14 protein-coding genes are annotated in these 14,690 nt (G+C 66.5%); 5 read left to right on the top strand and 9 right to left on the bottom strand.

Features of this window, described 5'->3' with window-relative positions:
* Window positions 1-253 precede the first annotated feature (253 nt).
* Together BST27_RS16525 and BST27_RS16530 are read right to left on the bottom strand one after the other, a co-directional pair.
* The gene (locus BST27_RS16525; protein WP_069417960.1) at window positions 254-943 is read right to left on the bottom strand and encodes a class I SAM-dependent methyltransferase; all 690 of its coding nucleotides are present in this window, start codon (window positions 941-943) and stop codon (window positions 254-256) included.
* Window positions 944-968: 25 nt separating this feature from the next.
* Window positions 969-2,438 carry a glutamate-cysteine ligase family protein gene (locus BST27_RS16530; RefSeq protein ID WP_069417961.1) on the bottom strand — a complete coding sequence of 490 codons (1,470 nt, stop codon included), beginning with the start codon at window positions 2,436-2,438 and terminating at the stop codon, window positions 969-971.
* A gap of 57 nt (window positions 2,439-2,495) precedes the next feature.
* Here BST27_RS16530 and glpK point away from each other — a divergent pair, with 57 nt between their 5' ends.
* The gene (gene glpK / locus BST27_RS16535) at window positions 2,496-4,064 is read left to right on the top strand and encodes a glycerol kinase GlpK (protein WP_170062331.1); all 1,569 of its coding nucleotides are present in this window, start codon (window positions 2,496-2,498) and stop codon (window positions 4,062-4,064) included.
* A gap of 80 nt (window positions 4,065-4,144) precedes the next feature.
* Here the strand turns inward: glpK and BST27_RS16540 are convergent, their stop codons facing one another.
* On the bottom strand, window positions 4,145-4,867 hold the full coding sequence (locus BST27_RS16540; RefSeq protein ID WP_069417962.1) for a PadR family transcriptional regulator: 723 nt from the start codon (window positions 4,865-4,867) through the stop codon (window positions 4,145-4,147).
* 117 nt (window positions 4,868-4,984) lie between these two features.
* Between BST27_RS16540 and BST27_RS16545 the strand changes: the two genes are divergently transcribed.
* Entirely contained in the window at window positions 4,985-5,407 is a 423-nt protein-coding gene (locus tag BST27_RS16545; RefSeq protein ID WP_232007190.1) for a hypothetical protein, read from the top strand.
* A 3-nt stretch (window positions 5,408-5,410) separates the two neighbouring features.
* On the opposite strand, the gene BST27_RS16550 is transcribed toward BST27_RS16545, so the two are convergent.
* The gene (locus tag BST27_RS16550; RefSeq protein WP_079220115.1) at window positions 5,411-6,364 is read right to left on the bottom strand and encodes an RDD family protein; all 954 of its coding nucleotides are present in this window, start codon (window positions 6,362-6,364) and stop codon (window positions 5,411-5,413) included.
* A 58-nt stretch (window positions 6,365-6,422) separates the two neighbouring features.
* Here BST27_RS16550 and BST27_RS16555 point away from each other — a divergent pair, with 58 nt between their 5' ends.
* Window positions 6,423-7,415, top strand: a complete 993-nt coding sequence (locus BST27_RS16555; RefSeq protein WP_069417963.1) for a stage II sporulation protein M — start codon at window positions 6,423-6,425, stop codon at window positions 7,413-7,415.
* Window positions 7,416-7,435: 20 nt separating this feature from the next.
* On the opposite strand, the gene BST27_RS16560 is transcribed toward BST27_RS16555, so the two are convergent.
* From BST27_RS16560 to BST27_RS16580, 5 genes are read right to left on the bottom strand one after another with little or no spacing between them, the layout of a single operon-like run.
* Window positions 7,436-8,758, bottom strand: a complete 1,323-nt coding sequence (locus BST27_RS16560; protein ID WP_083148552.1) for a DUF58 domain-containing protein — start codon at window positions 8,756-8,758, stop codon at window positions 7,436-7,438.
* Entirely contained in the window at window positions 8,758-9,765 is a 1,008-nt protein-coding gene (locus BST27_RS16565) for an AAA family ATPase (protein WP_069417965.1), read from the bottom strand. The genes BST27_RS16560 and BST27_RS16565 overlap by 1 nt, the downstream gene beginning before the upstream one ends.
* Window positions 9,762-10,916, bottom strand: coding sequence for a DUF4350 domain-containing protein (locus BST27_RS16570; RefSeq protein ID WP_083148554.1), 1,155 nt, complete (start codon window positions 10,914-10,916; stop codon window positions 9,762-9,764). Before BST27_RS16570 ends, BST27_RS16565 begins: the two co-directional genes overlap by 4 nt.
* Window positions 10,898-11,548, bottom strand: coding sequence for a DUF4129 domain-containing protein (locus tag BST27_RS16575; RefSeq protein ID WP_069417967.1), 651 nt, complete (start codon window positions 11,546-11,548; stop codon window positions 10,898-10,900). Before BST27_RS16575 ends, BST27_RS16570 begins: the two co-directional genes overlap by 19 nt.
* A 13-nt stretch (window positions 11,549-11,561) precedes the next feature.
* A complete protein-coding gene (locus BST27_RS16580; protein WP_232007191.1) occupies window positions 11,562-13,064 on the bottom strand; it encodes a DUF7847 domain-containing protein in 1,503 nt (500 codons plus the stop codon).
* Window positions 13,065-13,153: 89 nt separating this feature from the next.
* Between BST27_RS16580 and BST27_RS16585 the strand changes: the two genes are divergently transcribed.
* Together BST27_RS16585 and BST27_RS16590 are read left to right on the top strand one after the other, a co-directional pair.
* On the top strand, window positions 13,154-13,618 hold the full coding sequence (locus tag BST27_RS16585) for a GatB/YqeY domain-containing protein (RefSeq protein ID WP_069417968.1): 465 nt from the start codon (window positions 13,154-13,156) through the stop codon (window positions 13,616-13,618).
* A gap of 51 nt (window positions 13,619-13,669) precedes the next feature.
* The gene (locus BST27_RS16590) at window positions 13,670-14,656 is read left to right on the top strand and encodes an LLM class F420-dependent oxidoreductase (RefSeq protein WP_069417969.1); all 987 of its coding nucleotides are present in this window, start codon (window positions 13,670-13,672) and stop codon (window positions 14,654-14,656) included.
* Window positions 14,657-14,690: the final 34 nt, after the last annotated feature.

Here is a 14,690-nt window from a genome sequence, read left to right on the forward strand (position 1 = left end):
AACGTCTTCGGCGAAGGCTCCTCAGGAATCGGCAACCTCGGAAGCGGCGTTTCGGGCTTCAGAAACATCGGCCTAGGCGGATTCAACGTCAACAGCTTCGTCTCAGGCCTACAAAACATCGGTAGCAACCTGGCGGGTCTGTTCCAGCAGGGCACTGCCCCGTAACGCGATGTGGTCGGTATCGGTCGCGTCTGCCGGCCCCGGCCACCTCAACTTGGGTTGGCCGTAACGGGCGTGTTGAACCCTGTGAACCCTACGAAGCCTTGTGGGCCGCCAATAGGTATGCGGGGAACTTGATTCGGCCCTTGTCATCGAGGTCGTGCGGCGGGAACTCGACACCTGCCTGGGCCAGCTCGGGCGGTACTTCGACCCGGTTGGCGTGGATGAAGGCCGGGCGGATCTCGTCGATCTCCCAGTACTTGCTCACCGCGGCCCGCAACTCGTCCTCGTCGACCTCGTTGGGCTTGACTGGCGCCTCGGCCGGGAAGGCACCCTTGGCGAACACCAACACGTAGTAGTTGGCGCCTGGGGCGGCCGCACGATGCACCGAGCGTAGGTAGCCGTCGCGGCCCTCGACCGGAAGCGAATGGAACAGGGTGCTGTCGATCACGGTCGCGAAGCGGCCGTCGTGTCCGGAGAACTCGGTGATGTCGGCCTGCTCGAAGCTGGCCGTGGTCAAACCCCGTTCCGCGGCGGCCTTCGTGGCCGCGGCCACGGCCGTGGGGCTGATATCGACGCCGAGCACGGTGTACCCCTCGGCGGCCAGGGCCAAAGACAACTCCGCGAGGCCGCATCCGGCATCGAGAACGTCGCTGCGGACTTTCCCGGCCGAGATCAGCGCCGCCAATTCAGGTTGCGGCTCGCCGATATCCCACGGCGGCGGACCCGCGAAGTGGCCTTGCTCCTTATAGACACTGTCCCAGTCCATTACGTCGGAAGTCACGTATCCCAACCTACGCGCGCTTGGACTAGTCCCAGGTGTGCACGGGTTCGTTGGCGTGCATGTGTTCGCAGTACCGGCGCAACATCTCGGTCAGGGCCGCGGGCCGGTCCATCCCGCCGTCTTGCAGGGCGTGCACGGTCGACACCTGCCAGCTCGCTCCGTTGCGGCCGGCGCGGGCCCGGCCTTCGATCACGCCCAGGAACCGGTCGCGAACCTCGGCGTCGACGCCCCAACGTCGCAGACCCTCGTGCGCCAGCGGCAGCAGGGTGTCCAACACCAGCTCAGGGGCGGACACTTCGCCCACACCGGGCCAGTGCAGCCGCGCATCAATGCCGTGCCTGGCCGCAGCTAGGAAATTGGCATGTGCCGCAGGGAAACTCATCTGTGTCCACACCGGCTGGTCTGCCTCCGACAGGCTGCGCAGCGTGCCGTAGTAGAAGGCCGAGTTCGCCAACATGTCAATCACCGTCGGACCGGCCGGCAACACCCGATTCTCCAGGCGGAGATGCGGCTGTCCGTCGACAACGTCGTAAACGGGCCGGTTCCACCGGTACACGGTGCCGTTGTGCAGACGCAGTTCGGACAGGTGCGGGGTGCGACCGGCTGCGAGTTCCGCCAACGGGTTCTCGTCGGACACCTCCGGCAACAGCGACGGGAAATAGCGGACGTTCTCCTTGAACAAGTCCAGCACCGAAGTGATCCAGCGTTCGCCGAACCACACCCGCGGTCGCACGCCCTGCGTCTTCAGTTCTTCGGGACGGGTATCGGTGGACTGCGCAAAGAGTTCGATGCGCGTCTCGGCCCACAATTCGTGACCGAAGAAATACGGCGAGTTCGCGCCCAGCGCCAACTGGGCACCAGCGAGCACCTGCGCCGCGTTCCAGTTGGCGGCGAAGTTCTCGGCACCCACCTGCAGATGCAATTGGATACTGGTGCAAGCCGATTCGGGTGCGATCGATGCCGCCTGCCAGTTCAGCGGCTCGGGACCGGAGATATTGATCGGGATGTCTTCGCCGCGCGCGCTGAAGATGGAATCGTTGAGGGCCGTGTACCGCGTCGATTCGCTCATCCAGCCGTCGGAAAGGTGTTCGGGCATCAGCGTGGGCAGGATGCCGATCATGACGATGTGCGCGCCACCGGAGTTGGCTTTCATCTCGGCGGCATTCAGGCTGGCCCGCACTTCTTCCTCGAGGTCCAGCGCGGTGTGTCCCGCCAGTGGCCGAGGCGGCACATTGAATTCGATGTTGTAAGCGCCTAATTCGTTCTGATAGGCCGGATCCGCTATGGCGTCCAACACGAAGCGGTTCGACATGGCGGGCTGATAATCCCCGTCAACCAGGTTGCATTCGATCTCCATACCGGTCAGCGGTCGGTCGCAGACGAACCGGGACTGCGCCAGCATCGACTCGAAGACCTCTAGACACAACCGCACTTTGCGCCGGTATTCCCGCCGATGTGCGCGGTTATACGTGGTGCGCTTGACCTCTTCGCCCACAAAGCTGATGCAACAGGTTTACCGTCGGCTACGCAAGTGTGAGTGCGGTAAACCATCATGGACGATGAGTTGCCGTGTCCGATCTATCGAGGAGAGCAGTTGGCCGAGTCCGGAGATTTCGTGGCCGCTATCGATCAGGGCACGACCAGCACCCGCTGCATGATCTTCGATCAGGAGGGGGCCGAGGTGGCTCGTCACCAACTCGAGCACGAGCAGATCCTGCCTCGTGCCGGCTGGGTTGAGCACAACCCGGTCGAGATCTGGGAGCGGACCTGGTCGGTACTGACCACCGTGCTGAACACCGCAAATCTGTCGGCGAAAGATATTGCTGCGCTTGGTATCACCAACCAGCGCGAGACGACGTTGGTGTGGAACAGGCAGACTGGCCGACCGTATTACAACGCGATCGTGTGGCAGGACACCCGCACCGATCGCATCGCGTCGGCGTTGGACCGCGACGGTCGCGGCGATGTGATCCGCCGCAAGGCGGGGTTGCCGCCGGCCACCTACTTCTCCGCCGGGAAACTGCAGTGGATTCTGGAAAACGTTGACGGGGTGCGCGCGGCCGCGGAAAAGGGCGAGGCGCTGTTCGGCACCGCGGACACCTGGGTGCTGTGGAATTTGACCGGCGGCCCGCGCGGCGGCGTGCACGTCACCGACGTGACCAACGCCAGTCGGACCATGCTCATGGACCTCGAGACCTTGGACTGGGACGACGAGCTGTTGTCGTTCTTCGACATTCCGCGCGCGATGCTGCCCTCGATCGAGCCGTCCTCAGCGCGGGAGTCGTACGGCGTGACTTCGGAGTCGGGTCCCTTCGGCGCGGAGGTGCCGATCACCGGAGTCCTGGGCGACCAGCATGCGGCGATGGTCGGTCAGGTGTGCCTGGATGCGGGGGAGGCGAAAAACACCTACGGCACCGGCAATTTCCTGCTGTTGAACACCGGCGAGAACATTGTGCGCTCGGACAACGGCTTGCTGACCACCGTCTGTTATCAATTCGAGGGCGCCAAGCCGGTGTACGCGCTCGAGGGTTCGATCGCGGTGACCGGGTCGGCGGTGCAGTGGCTGCGTGATCAGTTGGGCATCATCAGCGGTGCAGCCCAGAGCGAGTCCTTGGCCCGTCAGGTCGCCGACAACGGCGGCGTCTACTTCGTGCCCGCATTTTCCGGGTTGTTCGCTCCGTATTGGCGATCCGATGCGCGCGGCGCGATCGTGGGCCTGTCGCGTTTCAACACCAACGCCCACCTCGCGCGCGCGACGCTGGAGGCCATTTGCTACCAGAGCCGCGACGTGGTGGACGCCATGAAGGCGGACTCCGGGGTGAGCCTCGAGGTGCTCAAGGTCGACGGCGGCATCACCGCCAACGACTTATGCATGCAAATTCAGGCCGATGTGCTGGGCGTGGACGTGGTGCGCCCGGTGGTCGCCGAGACCACGGCATTGGGCGCCGCTTATGCGGCGGGTTTGGCGGTCGACTTCTGGGCCGACCCGTCCGATCTACGCGCCAACTGGCAAGAGGACAAGCGGTGGACGCCATCCTGGGACGACGACCAGCGCGCCGCGGGCTACGCCGGGTGGCGCAAGGCGGTGCAGCGCACCCTCGACTGGGTGGACGTTTCTTAAGACTTGCTCCGCGAGCGCGCGCAGTTGTACGTGGACACGCCGTTGTGGCCGTACATTTGCGCGCGCTCGCGACCGGGAGCTCAGGCCTCGCCGAGGATGCCGTAGATCTCGCGGCGGGCGTTGTTGAGCACGTCGACGATGCGTTGCTGCTGCTCGGGGGTGGCGGCGTGGGCCGACTGTGCGACGGCGCCGAAGAGTTGGCGCCCCGCGGTCGCGAGGTTGACGTGCCCAGGGTCCACCCCTTCGGCGATCTCCTCCCACGGCGGGGTCTCGACCTTGGCCGCGGCGGCACGGCCGTCCTCGGTCAGCTGGAAAAGCTTCTTGCTGCCGTCGGCCTCGGTGGCGGTGATCAGGCCCTCGTCGTCCAGGAGTTGCAGCGTCGGGTAGACCGAACCGGGACTCGGCTTCCATAGACCGTTGCTGCGTTCGGCGATCTGCTGAATCATCTCGTAGCCGTGCATGGGCCGTTCGGTCAGCAGGACGAGAATTGCGGCCTTGACGTCGCCCCGCCGGCCCCGACCGGGGCCGCCGCGACGCCAGCCACCGCGCGGGGTGAAGCCGAATCCCGGCCCGAAGCCCGGCCCGAATCCCGAGCCGAATCCCGGGCCGGGGCCTCCGGGACCAAACCCGAAGGGTCCGCCACCGGCGTGGTCGCGGAGGTTCTCGACGAACTCGCGTCGGGCATGCCGCTTGGCGGCGTGCATTGCTCGGCGCTGGGCGAAACCCGGGGCAAAACCCGGTCCGAATCCGAAGCCCGGCTGGACGCCGAATGGCCCGCCAGGCGGGGTGAAGCGGTCGTTCATGACTCTTGTTCCTTACGTCGGGATGGCCGCCCGTAGCGGCGCCATGCGGTATATCGGCTATGTATCACGATATATCGGAAACTATCGTAGCGCTAGGCGTGGCTATCCTGGGGTTGCTTGTTTGCATTCATTCTGTGCCGGGTAGCAACTGAGGTGATGAAGGGGAAAAACCACCAGGTGACCTTCGAAGCCGGGTCGGAGACCGATCCGACGCACAGCCAGGCGACGGGTGGTCGCAAGACTGCTTCCTGGGCGAACTGGGTGCTCGCGATCCTGACGGTCCCGGGTGCGGCGATCGTGATGCTCTTCGCGCTCGGCGCGGTCATGAGCACCGATGCCTGCACCGCTGGCACCTGTCCCAACCTGAGTACCGGGATCGACTTCGGCGTGTTGTTCTACGGTGCGCCCCTGGTGGCCCTCTGCGTCATCGTCATCTCGCTGTTCACCGCCAAGCGCCGATTCGGCATTGCCGTTCCGTTGTGCGGGTGGGCGCTCTTGATTGCCGACGTCGCCGTCCTGGCTCTGATCGTCGCGCGCTAGAACTCAGCTCGGCGGGGCAAATCCCTCTTGGCTTGGCGCCGGTTGCGGTGACTCGATGTGTGGTTCCGGCGACCGACCTGGGGCCGACGGATATGGCTGCGGTGCCGGCTGAGGCCACTGCTGTTGTGGCCACTGTTGTTGCGGCCACTGCTGTTGCGGCCACTGTTGCTGAGCCCACGGCGCTGGCGTAGTCGCCGGCATCGCGGACGGCGGCGCGGTTGGACGCAGTCGTGCCAATTCGCGCCGGTGTCGTTCGGCAAGAACAGCCGCAAGGATGAATTGCGGGGGAACGCCGGGCGGTGGTGGCGGAGCGATGTGGGACACCACGTCAGCGGCGATGCGGTAGGCCATCTGGTCGCGCAGTCGGGGATCGAGTTGGTTTGCCCGGGAGAGAAATTGGCGCGCGACCTCGGCTTGAGCGGCCGTGAGTCCCGACAGCTGCAGCGAGGACGCCCACGAAGCCAGGGCTGGCGGCATCATCGGGGGAGGCGCCAGCCGCGGAGCCCGTTCGCTGACGACGATGGTGCCGGCGAAGATGTCGCCGATGCGTTTGGCCTTGGGCGACAACAGACTGCAGATCACCGCGGGACTACCCAGCAGCATCCAGATTTCGATCACCGACGCCAGTGCGCGAAACAGCGCCTGCCGGAAGCGCTCCGGGCCGCCGTCGTCGGAAACCACCCGCAGGCCCATGACCATCTTGCCCAGCGAACGGCCGCGTGTCGCCATTTCGATGGCCACCGGATAGCCGACCATGGCCAGCACCGTGAAGATGATCAGGAAGGCGACCGTCAGCGCCTCGTCGAACTGTCTGATCGCGGCCGCCCACAGCATCAGTCCCAGGAAATAGGCGGTGAAAATCACGGTGAGGTCGATGATCGCGCTGAGTGCGCGCACGGGGAGCTGTGCGATCTGGACATCGAGCACCACAGCGTCCCCGGTTACCACCTCCGACATACCAGAGAACGCTACACACTTTGGGGCGCCTACCTGGGCGCTTGGGTAGGCTGCCGACGTGGACGTCGACGCGTTCCTACTGACTCACCGGCACACGTGGGATCGGCTGGACCAGCTGATCAAGAGGCGTCGCTCGCTGACCGGAGCCGAAGTCGACGAACTCGTCGAGCTCTATCAACGGGTCTCCACCCACCTGTCGATGCTGCGGTCGGTGTCGACCGACGCGTTGGTGATCGGCCGGCTCTCCAGTCTCGTTGCGCGTGCCCGTTCGGCGGTCACCGGCGCCCATGCCCCGTTGAGCAGTACCTTCACCCGGTTCTGGACGGTCTCGTTTCCGGTCGTCGCCTACCGTGCCTGGCGGTGGTGGCTGGCGACGGCGGTGGCGTTTTTCGCGGTGGCCGTGGTGATGGGATTTTGGGTGGCCGGCAGCCCCGAGGTGCAGTCGCTGATCGGAACGTCGGCGGACATCGACGAATTGGTCAATCACGACGTCGAGTCGTATTACAGCGAGCACCCAGCCGCGGCGTTCGCGTTGCAGGTGTGGGTCAACAACTCCTGGGTGGCCGCCAAATGCATCGCGATGTCCGTATTGCTCGGGCTGCCAATTCCGTTCGTGCTGTATCAGAATGCCGCCAACGTGGGTGTGATCGGCGGGCTGATGTTCCACGCCGGTAAGGGCGGGTTGTTGCTGGGACTGCTCATTCCGCACGGACTGCTGGAGCTGACCGCGGTGTTCCTGGCCGCCTCGGTAGGGATGCGACTCGGTTGGTCGGTGATCTCGCCCGGTGACCGGCCACGGGGCCAGGTCCTCGCCGAGCACGGTCGTGGGGTGGTGTCGGTCGCCGTCGGACTGGTCGTCGTGCTGTTGGTCTCCGGGCTGATCGAAGCGCTGGTGACCCCGGCGCCGTTTCCGACGTTCGTCCGGATAGCCATCGGGGTTCTCGCCGAGGCGGCGTTCCTGTGGTACATCGTGCATTTCGGGCGTAAAGGCATCAGGGCTGGTGAGACCGGCGATATCGAGGACGCGCCCGACGTCGTCCCAACCCGCTGAGGCTGCCCCGCCCCAGAGATCTAGAGCCGGCCGGTCGCTTTCATCGCCAGGTAGCGGTCGGCGAGGCCGGGCGCGATCTCCGTGGGCGCAGCGTCGACGACCTCCACCCCGCCGCGGCGCAGGCGCGAGGCGATCGCGCGCCGGTCGTTGCGGGCCCGCTCGGCGGCGGCCGCGTCGTACACCGCTGCTGCGTCGGAACGACCGACGGCCAGTTCGTCCACGCGTGGGTCGGCGACCGCGGCCAGCAACACGTGGTGTTTGGCTGACAACTGCGGCAACACCGGCAGCAGGCCCTCGTCGAGGGCTGTTGCGTTGAGGTCGGTCAGCAGCACCACCAACGAGCGCCGGCGGGTGCGCCGCAAGATGGTGGCAATCATTGCCCGCCAGTCGGATTCGACGAGCGCCGGCTGCAACGGTGCCATCGCTTCGACCAGCTGCGCGAGAAGTTCGGTGCGTGACGCGCCTAACACGGCGGCTCGGCCCACCCGGTCGTGGGCGAGGAAGTCGACGTGGTCACCAGCACGCGACGCCAGCGCCGCCAGCAGCAGCGCGGCGTCCATGAACCAGTCCAGTCGGGGCCATCCCGCCGGATCGGCTGAGGTCGGGTCGACACCCACGCGGCCCGCTCCCATCCGGCCGGTGTCGAGCACGATCACGACCCTGCGGTCGCGTTCGGGCCGCCAGGTGCGGACCATCACGTCGGACCGCCGCGCTGTTGCCCGCCAGTCGATCGAGCGGACGTCGTCCCCGACGACGTACTCGCGCAGAGAGTCGAACTCGGTGCCCTGTCCGCGGATAAGGGTGGGCAGCAAGCCATCGATTTCCCGCAGCTTGGCCAGCCGGGACGGCAGATGCTTGCGGGACAGGAACGGTGGCAGCACCCGAACCTGTCCCGGCACCTGCTGCGATTTCTGCCGTCCGGCCAACCCCAACGGTCCCACGGACCGGGCGGTGACGGCCGCGGCGCGTTGGTCGCCGCGGCGGACCGGTGCCAACTCGGTGCGGACCTGCTCGCGCTGACCGGCGGCGATGCTGAGCGGATGGACGCGCGGTTGGGCGCGGGCGCTGGGCGGCCACGCATCGTGCACCTGGCCGCGGAATCGGCGCCGGCCGTCATTGTGGATTGTCAGGTCGGAATGGGCCGGCTGACCCAAGCGGGCTGAACTGTCCGGTGAGCGGGCGAAACGCAGCTTGCGCGGGCTGGCCGCCAGTACCACGTCGACGACGACCAGCGCCACCAAAACAGCCAGCAGCAGACCGAAAGCCTCCGCAGGCCAAGGGGATAGCGCGATCGGCAGGACGCAGATCAGCGCTAGTAATCCGGTCCGTCCGGTGAGAACCACTAGCGGGGCACCGGGACCGAGGCCAGGATTCCGTCCAGGACGCCGTCGGGGGTGGCGCCTTCGAGTTCGGCCTCCGGGCGGAGCATGACCCGGTGCCGCAGCGTCGGCCGGGCCATGGCCTTGACGTCGTCGGGTGTGACGTAGTTGCGCCCGGACAGCCACGCCCACGACCGTGCGGTGCCCAGCAGCGCCGTCGCCCCGCGGGGTGAGACGCCCAGTTGCAGCGAGGGGGAGGACCGGGTGGCGCCGACGATGTCGACGATGTAGCCCAGCACCTCGTCGGCGATCAACACCTGGGCTACGGCCTCACGTGCGGCGGCCAGGTCGGACGGGCCGGCCACAGGTCTGATCGCGGACAGGTCGCGCGGGTCGAAGCCGTGCGCATGCCGGCTGAGGATGGCGATCTCGGCGTCTCGCACGGGCAGCGTCACGTTGAGTTTGAGCAGGAAACGGTCGAGTTGCGCCTCGGGTAACTGATAGGTGCCCTCGTATTCGATCGGATTTTGCGTCGCGGCGACGATGAACGGGTCGGGCAGGGGCTTGGCTTTGCCTTCGACGGTGACCTGGCGTTCCTCCATCGCCTCGAGCAGCGCGGCCTGGGTCTTGGGCGGGGTGCGGTTGATCTCGTCCGCCAGTAGCAGGTTGGTGAACACCGGCCCGGGCCGGAACTCGAACTCCGCAGTGTGCGTGTCATAGACCAGCGAGCCGGTGACGTCACCCGGCATCAGGTCGGGTGTGAACTGCACCCGCTTGAACTCCAGCTGCAACGCGGCGGCCAAAGCCCTGATCATCAACGTCTTGGCCACTCCCGGAACACCTTCCAAGAGCACGTGGCCCCGGCACAGCAGCGCGATCACCAGGCCGCTGATCACGCCGTCCTGTCCGACGACGGCCTTGGCGATCTCGGCGCGCAGGCCCAACAGCGCCTCCCGGGCCGACTCTGCGGCGGGGGACTGGGTGGGCGGAGCTTGCGGGCTGGGCGAGGACCCATAACCGGAATGCGTCACGAGTGGGTGACCTGCCTTTCGATGTCGTCGAGCGCACGGGCGAGGTGAAGTAGATCCTGATCGGTCGTCGGCGGGGGGCCAAACAAGTGATACCGAATGAATTCCGGGTCGGCGCCGGTGCGCCGAGCAACGGTCAGAACCACCGCGGCAGGGTCGGACGTGGAGCCAGCGCCCAGCCGGGGCACCAGGCGCTGCAGTGTCGCGGTCCGAAAGGCTTCGGCGGCGCGGTCGCGGGCGCGGCGGGACCGGTACAGGCGGCCGCGGCCCTCGCCGGTCTCCGACGCCCGGACGACGACGGGAATGTCTTCGGCGACCAGTGGGCCCATCCGTCGGCCCTTCCACAGCGCCACCAGCAGGACGACCAGCCACAACTGCCAGACCATCCAGGTCACGTTTTCCGGGATCAGATCGGAAATCGATGCTGGAGCGGCGTTTTCACCCTCGACGTGGCGAGGCGCGAACCAGATGAGGCGCTGCCGCGCCCCCGCGAGGTTCATGGCCAGCGCCGCATTGCCCTCCGACAGCAGGCCCCCGTTAGTCATGAAGTCGTTGGTGCCGACCACCGTGATCGAGCGACCCTCGTCGTCGTAGTACCGGACCAATATTCCGCCGTAGCAGCTGATTACCTGCAGGTCACCCTTGGGTTGGTAGGCGTCGCTCGGACCGAAGCGTACCGTGCCGGCCCGGTTCGCTTCGCGCAGTGGGCAATCGGGCTGGCTGCTGAATTCCTTGGCGGCCCCGTGACGCAACCGAGGTGTCAGCACCGCGCGGGTGCGTGACGTGGGCTCGACCAGTAGCCGGTCACCGGGAGTATGCGCCAGCCGCTCAAGCAGCGAGTTGTCCCTCAAGTACTGAGTCTGCGCCATCAGCAACAGCGAGTCAGCGCGTGCCGCGCGCTCGACATCGGCCACGTTGTTGGCGACGACGACCTCGACGCCATGCTCGCGCAACAGGGTCACCAGTGCGTGCGCACCCGACGGATTGGTGGCCTCGGGGTCCATGGTGCCGCCGGGTCGAGGCGCCGTCAGGTAAGTGGTGACCGCCGCGACGATGGCAACCACGGTCAGTAGCAGCAGAACTGACCGCCACGGCCGCCGTTTGGTGGCCGCTTCGGAATCGGGACGCGCGGAGGTCACCGGACCTGCGCCCACGAATCGAATGCGGCCGGTGCTTCCACTGCCGACGATGCGGTGGAGCGCGACCGCAGATGGTCATCGAGGTCGGCGATCAACTGGTATGCGGCCTGGGTGCCGGGCCGTTCACCGTAGGTGACGTCGTTGAACGCCGTTGCGGCCTGGGACAATTCGCCTTTCAGATGTGGCAACGCCTCGCCGGCGTCGGCGGCCAGCTCGTTGGCGGTTCGGCCCGGTGCCGGATTGAGCACGCCGGTCTCTTCCAGCTGGCGAGCCACCGCGCGCAGCCGGTGCCGGATCGCGGCGGCCCAATTGCCTTCGGCAGCATAGCCTTCCGCCGTGGCGCGATGCTGGGCCGCGGTTAGCTCGCCGATATCGAAGAGCTGTGCATCGCCGCCGCGGTTGGTGCGCAGGGTGCGGCGCGCGGTTTGTACGGCGACGGCTGTTGCGATCGCCAGGATGATGAGCAACACGGTGACGGTGAAGTAGCCGCCGGGTATCTCGGAACTCTTCTCCAGCAGTTTGTAGAGCAGTTCGGTGATCCAGTCGTTGATGCGGTTGGGCAGTGAGTCTTTCGGGTAGATCGGTTTGTTCAACTCGCGCTGGGCGGCCTCGTGCGCGGCATCGCGATCGATATCGATGGCAGGCATTGTCAGTCAGTCCTCAGACCGGCCTGGTGAGCCAGAGGTTGTCGGTGGACTCCACCGCGGCGGGCCCGCTCAGTGCGCCGCTCTGCAACACCAGGTCGAAGGCTTCGCTGCGGATGCGGCGGTCGGTGTAGAGCAGCACGACGACACCGGCGGTGAACGGCGCGGTGATGATCTGGCTGATGGCTCCGCCGATGGACGTCAGGGTCGTACCGATCAGCATCATCGTCGTCCCGTTCTCACCGGTCACGCCCACCATGATCTGCCCGACGATGCTGAACGGTGCCGAGACCGCGCCGCCGACCACGCCAACCACGATTGCCGTCAACAGTCGGATGCCCAGCACGCGCCAGAACCCGTTCTTGACCAGGGCGAAGGACCGGGTGATCGCCTCGAAGACGGTCAGCCGCTCCAGCACGATCGCCACCGGTGCGAACAACAACTCCGTGTAGAGGTAGACCAGTAGCAGGCCCACGACGAGCAGCAGCGGGAAGCCGAGCAGCACGGCCACCGCCCCATTGGCCGCCGCCGCGACGCCGACCAGAATCACGATGACCAGGCCGACGATCACCACGACGCCCAGGCCTTCGAGTATCGACAGACCTATCAACGCCAGCAGGCGACCGCGAACTTTGGCCCACACCTCGCGGATGGTGATGGGCGATCCGAACACGGCGCGTCCGACGGTGAACGTCAGCATGCCGCTGAGCAGCACACCGCCCAGCCAGGAGACCACCAGGCCGGCGCCGATGGACAGGAACCAGGTGCCCACCGCCGCCCCCGTCAGTTCGTCGGGAGGCTCGGTTGAGAACTCGCCATACGCGGCCAAGGGCGCGAGTGTGGTGGCCAGCGTGATGAGTTGCATGATGACCACCACGATGGCGGTCATACCGAGCGTCGCCTTGGGGTTGGCGCGGATGTAGCCGACCGCACCGTTGAAGATGTCGCTGAGGGTCAGCGGTCGTAGCGGGATGATCCCAGGTTTGACGGCTTGCGGGACGGCGGGCGGGCCGTATGGATAGCCGGGCAGCGCGCCGTAGCCGGGGGCTGTGCCATAGCCGGGCGGTGCCGCCGCGTAGCCGGGCGGTGGTGCGCCGTAGCCAGGGGCTGTGCCATAGCCAGGTGGTGGCGTCCCGTAGCCGGGCGGCGGTGCGCTGTAACCGGGAGGTGTGCCGTAGCCAGCCGGCGGCGCGCTGTAGCCAGGCGGCTGCGTGCCGTAGCCAGGCGGTGGTGCGCCGTACGACGGTGGTGCCCCATACCCAGGCGGTGCCCCGTACCCAGGCGGTGCCCCGTATCCAGGCGGTGCCCCGTACCCAGGCGGCGCCGCGTAGCCAGGTGACGCCCCGTATGCAGGTGGCGGGCCGTATGCCGGTGGCGGGCCGTATGCCGGCGAAGGGCCGTCCGCAGGCGCGGGACCGTCCGCCGGTGCTCCATATGTTGGCTGGGCGTCCCCGGTCGGCTCGCGGCCCGGATCATCGGGTGACGGCTCGACCGGATCGTCGGGCGGCGGCGTGCTCACGTTGGGTAGCTGCCGTCGTCGTAGGTCATGGCCTCCATCCTGTCGGCGGTCTGGTCATTTCACAATCTAGGACGCGTAGCGTCTCTGTCATGGCAGAACTCAAGTCCCGGCTCCGGTCCGACCTGACCGAGTCGATGCGGGCGCAGGACAAGCTGCGAACCGCCACCTTGCGCATGCTGCTGGCCGCTATCCAGAGCGAGGAAGTCTCAGGCAAGCAGGCAAGAGAACTCTCCGACGAGGAAGTGCTCAAAGTGCTGGCCAGGGAATCCCGCAAGCGTGGTGAGGCGGCAGAGATCTACACCCAAAACGGTCGTGGCGAGCTTGCCGCCAACGAACACGCCGAGGCGCGGATCATCGATGAATATCTGCCGACGCAGCTCACCGACGCCGAGGTGGCTGACGTGGTTGACACCGCGATAGCCCAGGTGGCTGAGCAGATCGGTGAGCGGCCCAGCATGAAGCAGATGGGTTTGGTGATGAAGGCTGCCACCGCGATAGCCGAAGGAAAGGCCGACGGGGCGCGCCTGTCGGCGGCGGTCAAAGAGCGGCTCTAGCGGCCGGGCCCGCCGTCGTTTGCGGCGAGGTCACCGGGGTACCCGGGTGTTATGACTCGGTTCGGCTACACCCTGATGACAGAGCAAAGTGATCCCAAAAGTCTTGTAAGCGACGCGGTTTCAGCCGAAGAATATGGCTTTAATTTCGAGGTGTGCAGTGACCACTTCTCGCCATGGCTGACGTCGCAGGGGCACGCGCCCAATGCCTGGGCGGTTCTTGGCGCGGTCGCCCACGCGACACAGCAGGTGGACCTCTACAGCTACGTGACCTGTCCGACCATGCGCTACCACCCGGCGATCGTTGCGCAGCAGGCGGCGACCGTGCAGATCCTGGCCGACGGGCGCTTCACACTGGGGCTCGGTAGCGGCGAGAATCTCAATGAACACGTGGTCGGCAAAGGCTGGCCGATGGTCGAGCGGCGCCATGACATGTTGCGCGAGGCCATCAAGATCATCCGCGAGCTCTTCGGTGGCCGGCTGGTGAACTTCACCGGCGAGTATTTCCAGGTCGACTCCGCGCGCCTGTGGGACGTCCCCGATGTGCCGGTCGGCCTCGCGGTCGCGGTCGGCGGGCCCAAGGCGATCGACAAGTTGGGCAAACTCGCCGACCACCTGGTCGCGGTGCAGCCAGACGGTGAATTGGTGGACGCCTGGTACTCGGTACGCCAGGCGGCCGGAATGGCCGGCGGGGGACGGGTGATCGGGCAGATACCCATCTGCTGGGACCCAGACCGCGACGCCGCCGTGGAGCGTGCCCATGACCAGTTCCGCTGGTTCGGGGGCGGCTGGGGCGTCAACGCCGACTTGCCGACACCGGCGGGTTTCGCCGCAGCCACCCAGTTCGTTAGTCCCGAGGACGTCGCCGAAAACATTCCATGTGGCCCGGACCTGGATGCGATCGTCGAGGCCGTCAAGCCTTACTGGGAAACCGGGTTCACCGACATCGCGCTGCTGCAGATCGGCGGCGAATCGCAGGAACTGTTCTTGAAGGAAGCCGCTGAGCCGTTGCTCAAGGCACTACGGGAGGCCGCCGCCTGAACGTTTGGCTCACCGCTCCAGGGGTATGCGGTTG

It is taken from the genome of Mycobacterium intermedium (assembly GCF_002086275.1).
Lineage (GTDB): Bacteria > Actinomycetota > Actinomycetes > Mycobacteriales > Mycobacteriaceae > Mycobacterium > Mycobacterium intermedium.

What these genes read in the sequence shown, in the direction of transcription:
- glpK (WP_170062331.1), top strand. Translation starts at nt 2,496, where the DNA reads ATGGACGATGAGTTGCCGTGTCCGATCTATCGAGGAGAGCAGTTGGCC.
- BST27_RS16540 (WP_069417962.1), bottom strand. Translation starts at nt 4,867, where the DNA reads ATGAACGACCGCTTCACCCCGCCTGGCGGGCCATTCGGCGTCCAGCCG.
- BST27_RS16550 (WP_079220115.1), bottom strand. Translation starts at nt 6,364, where the DNA reads ATGTCGGAGGTGGTAACCGGGGACGCTGTGGTGCTCGATGTCCAGATC.
- BST27_RS16575 (WP_069417967.1), bottom strand. Translation starts at nt 11,548, where the DNA reads ATGCCTGCCATCGATATCGATCGCGATGCCGCGCACGAGGCCGCCCAG.
- BST27_RS16585 (WP_069417968.1), top strand. Translation starts at nt 13,154, where the DNA reads ATGGCAGAACTCAAGTCCCGGCTCCGGTCCGACCTGACCGAGTCGATG.
- BST27_RS16590 (WP_069417969.1), top strand. Translation starts at nt 13,670, where the DNA reads ATGACTCGGTTCGGCTACACCCTGATGACAGAGCAAAGTGATCCCAAA.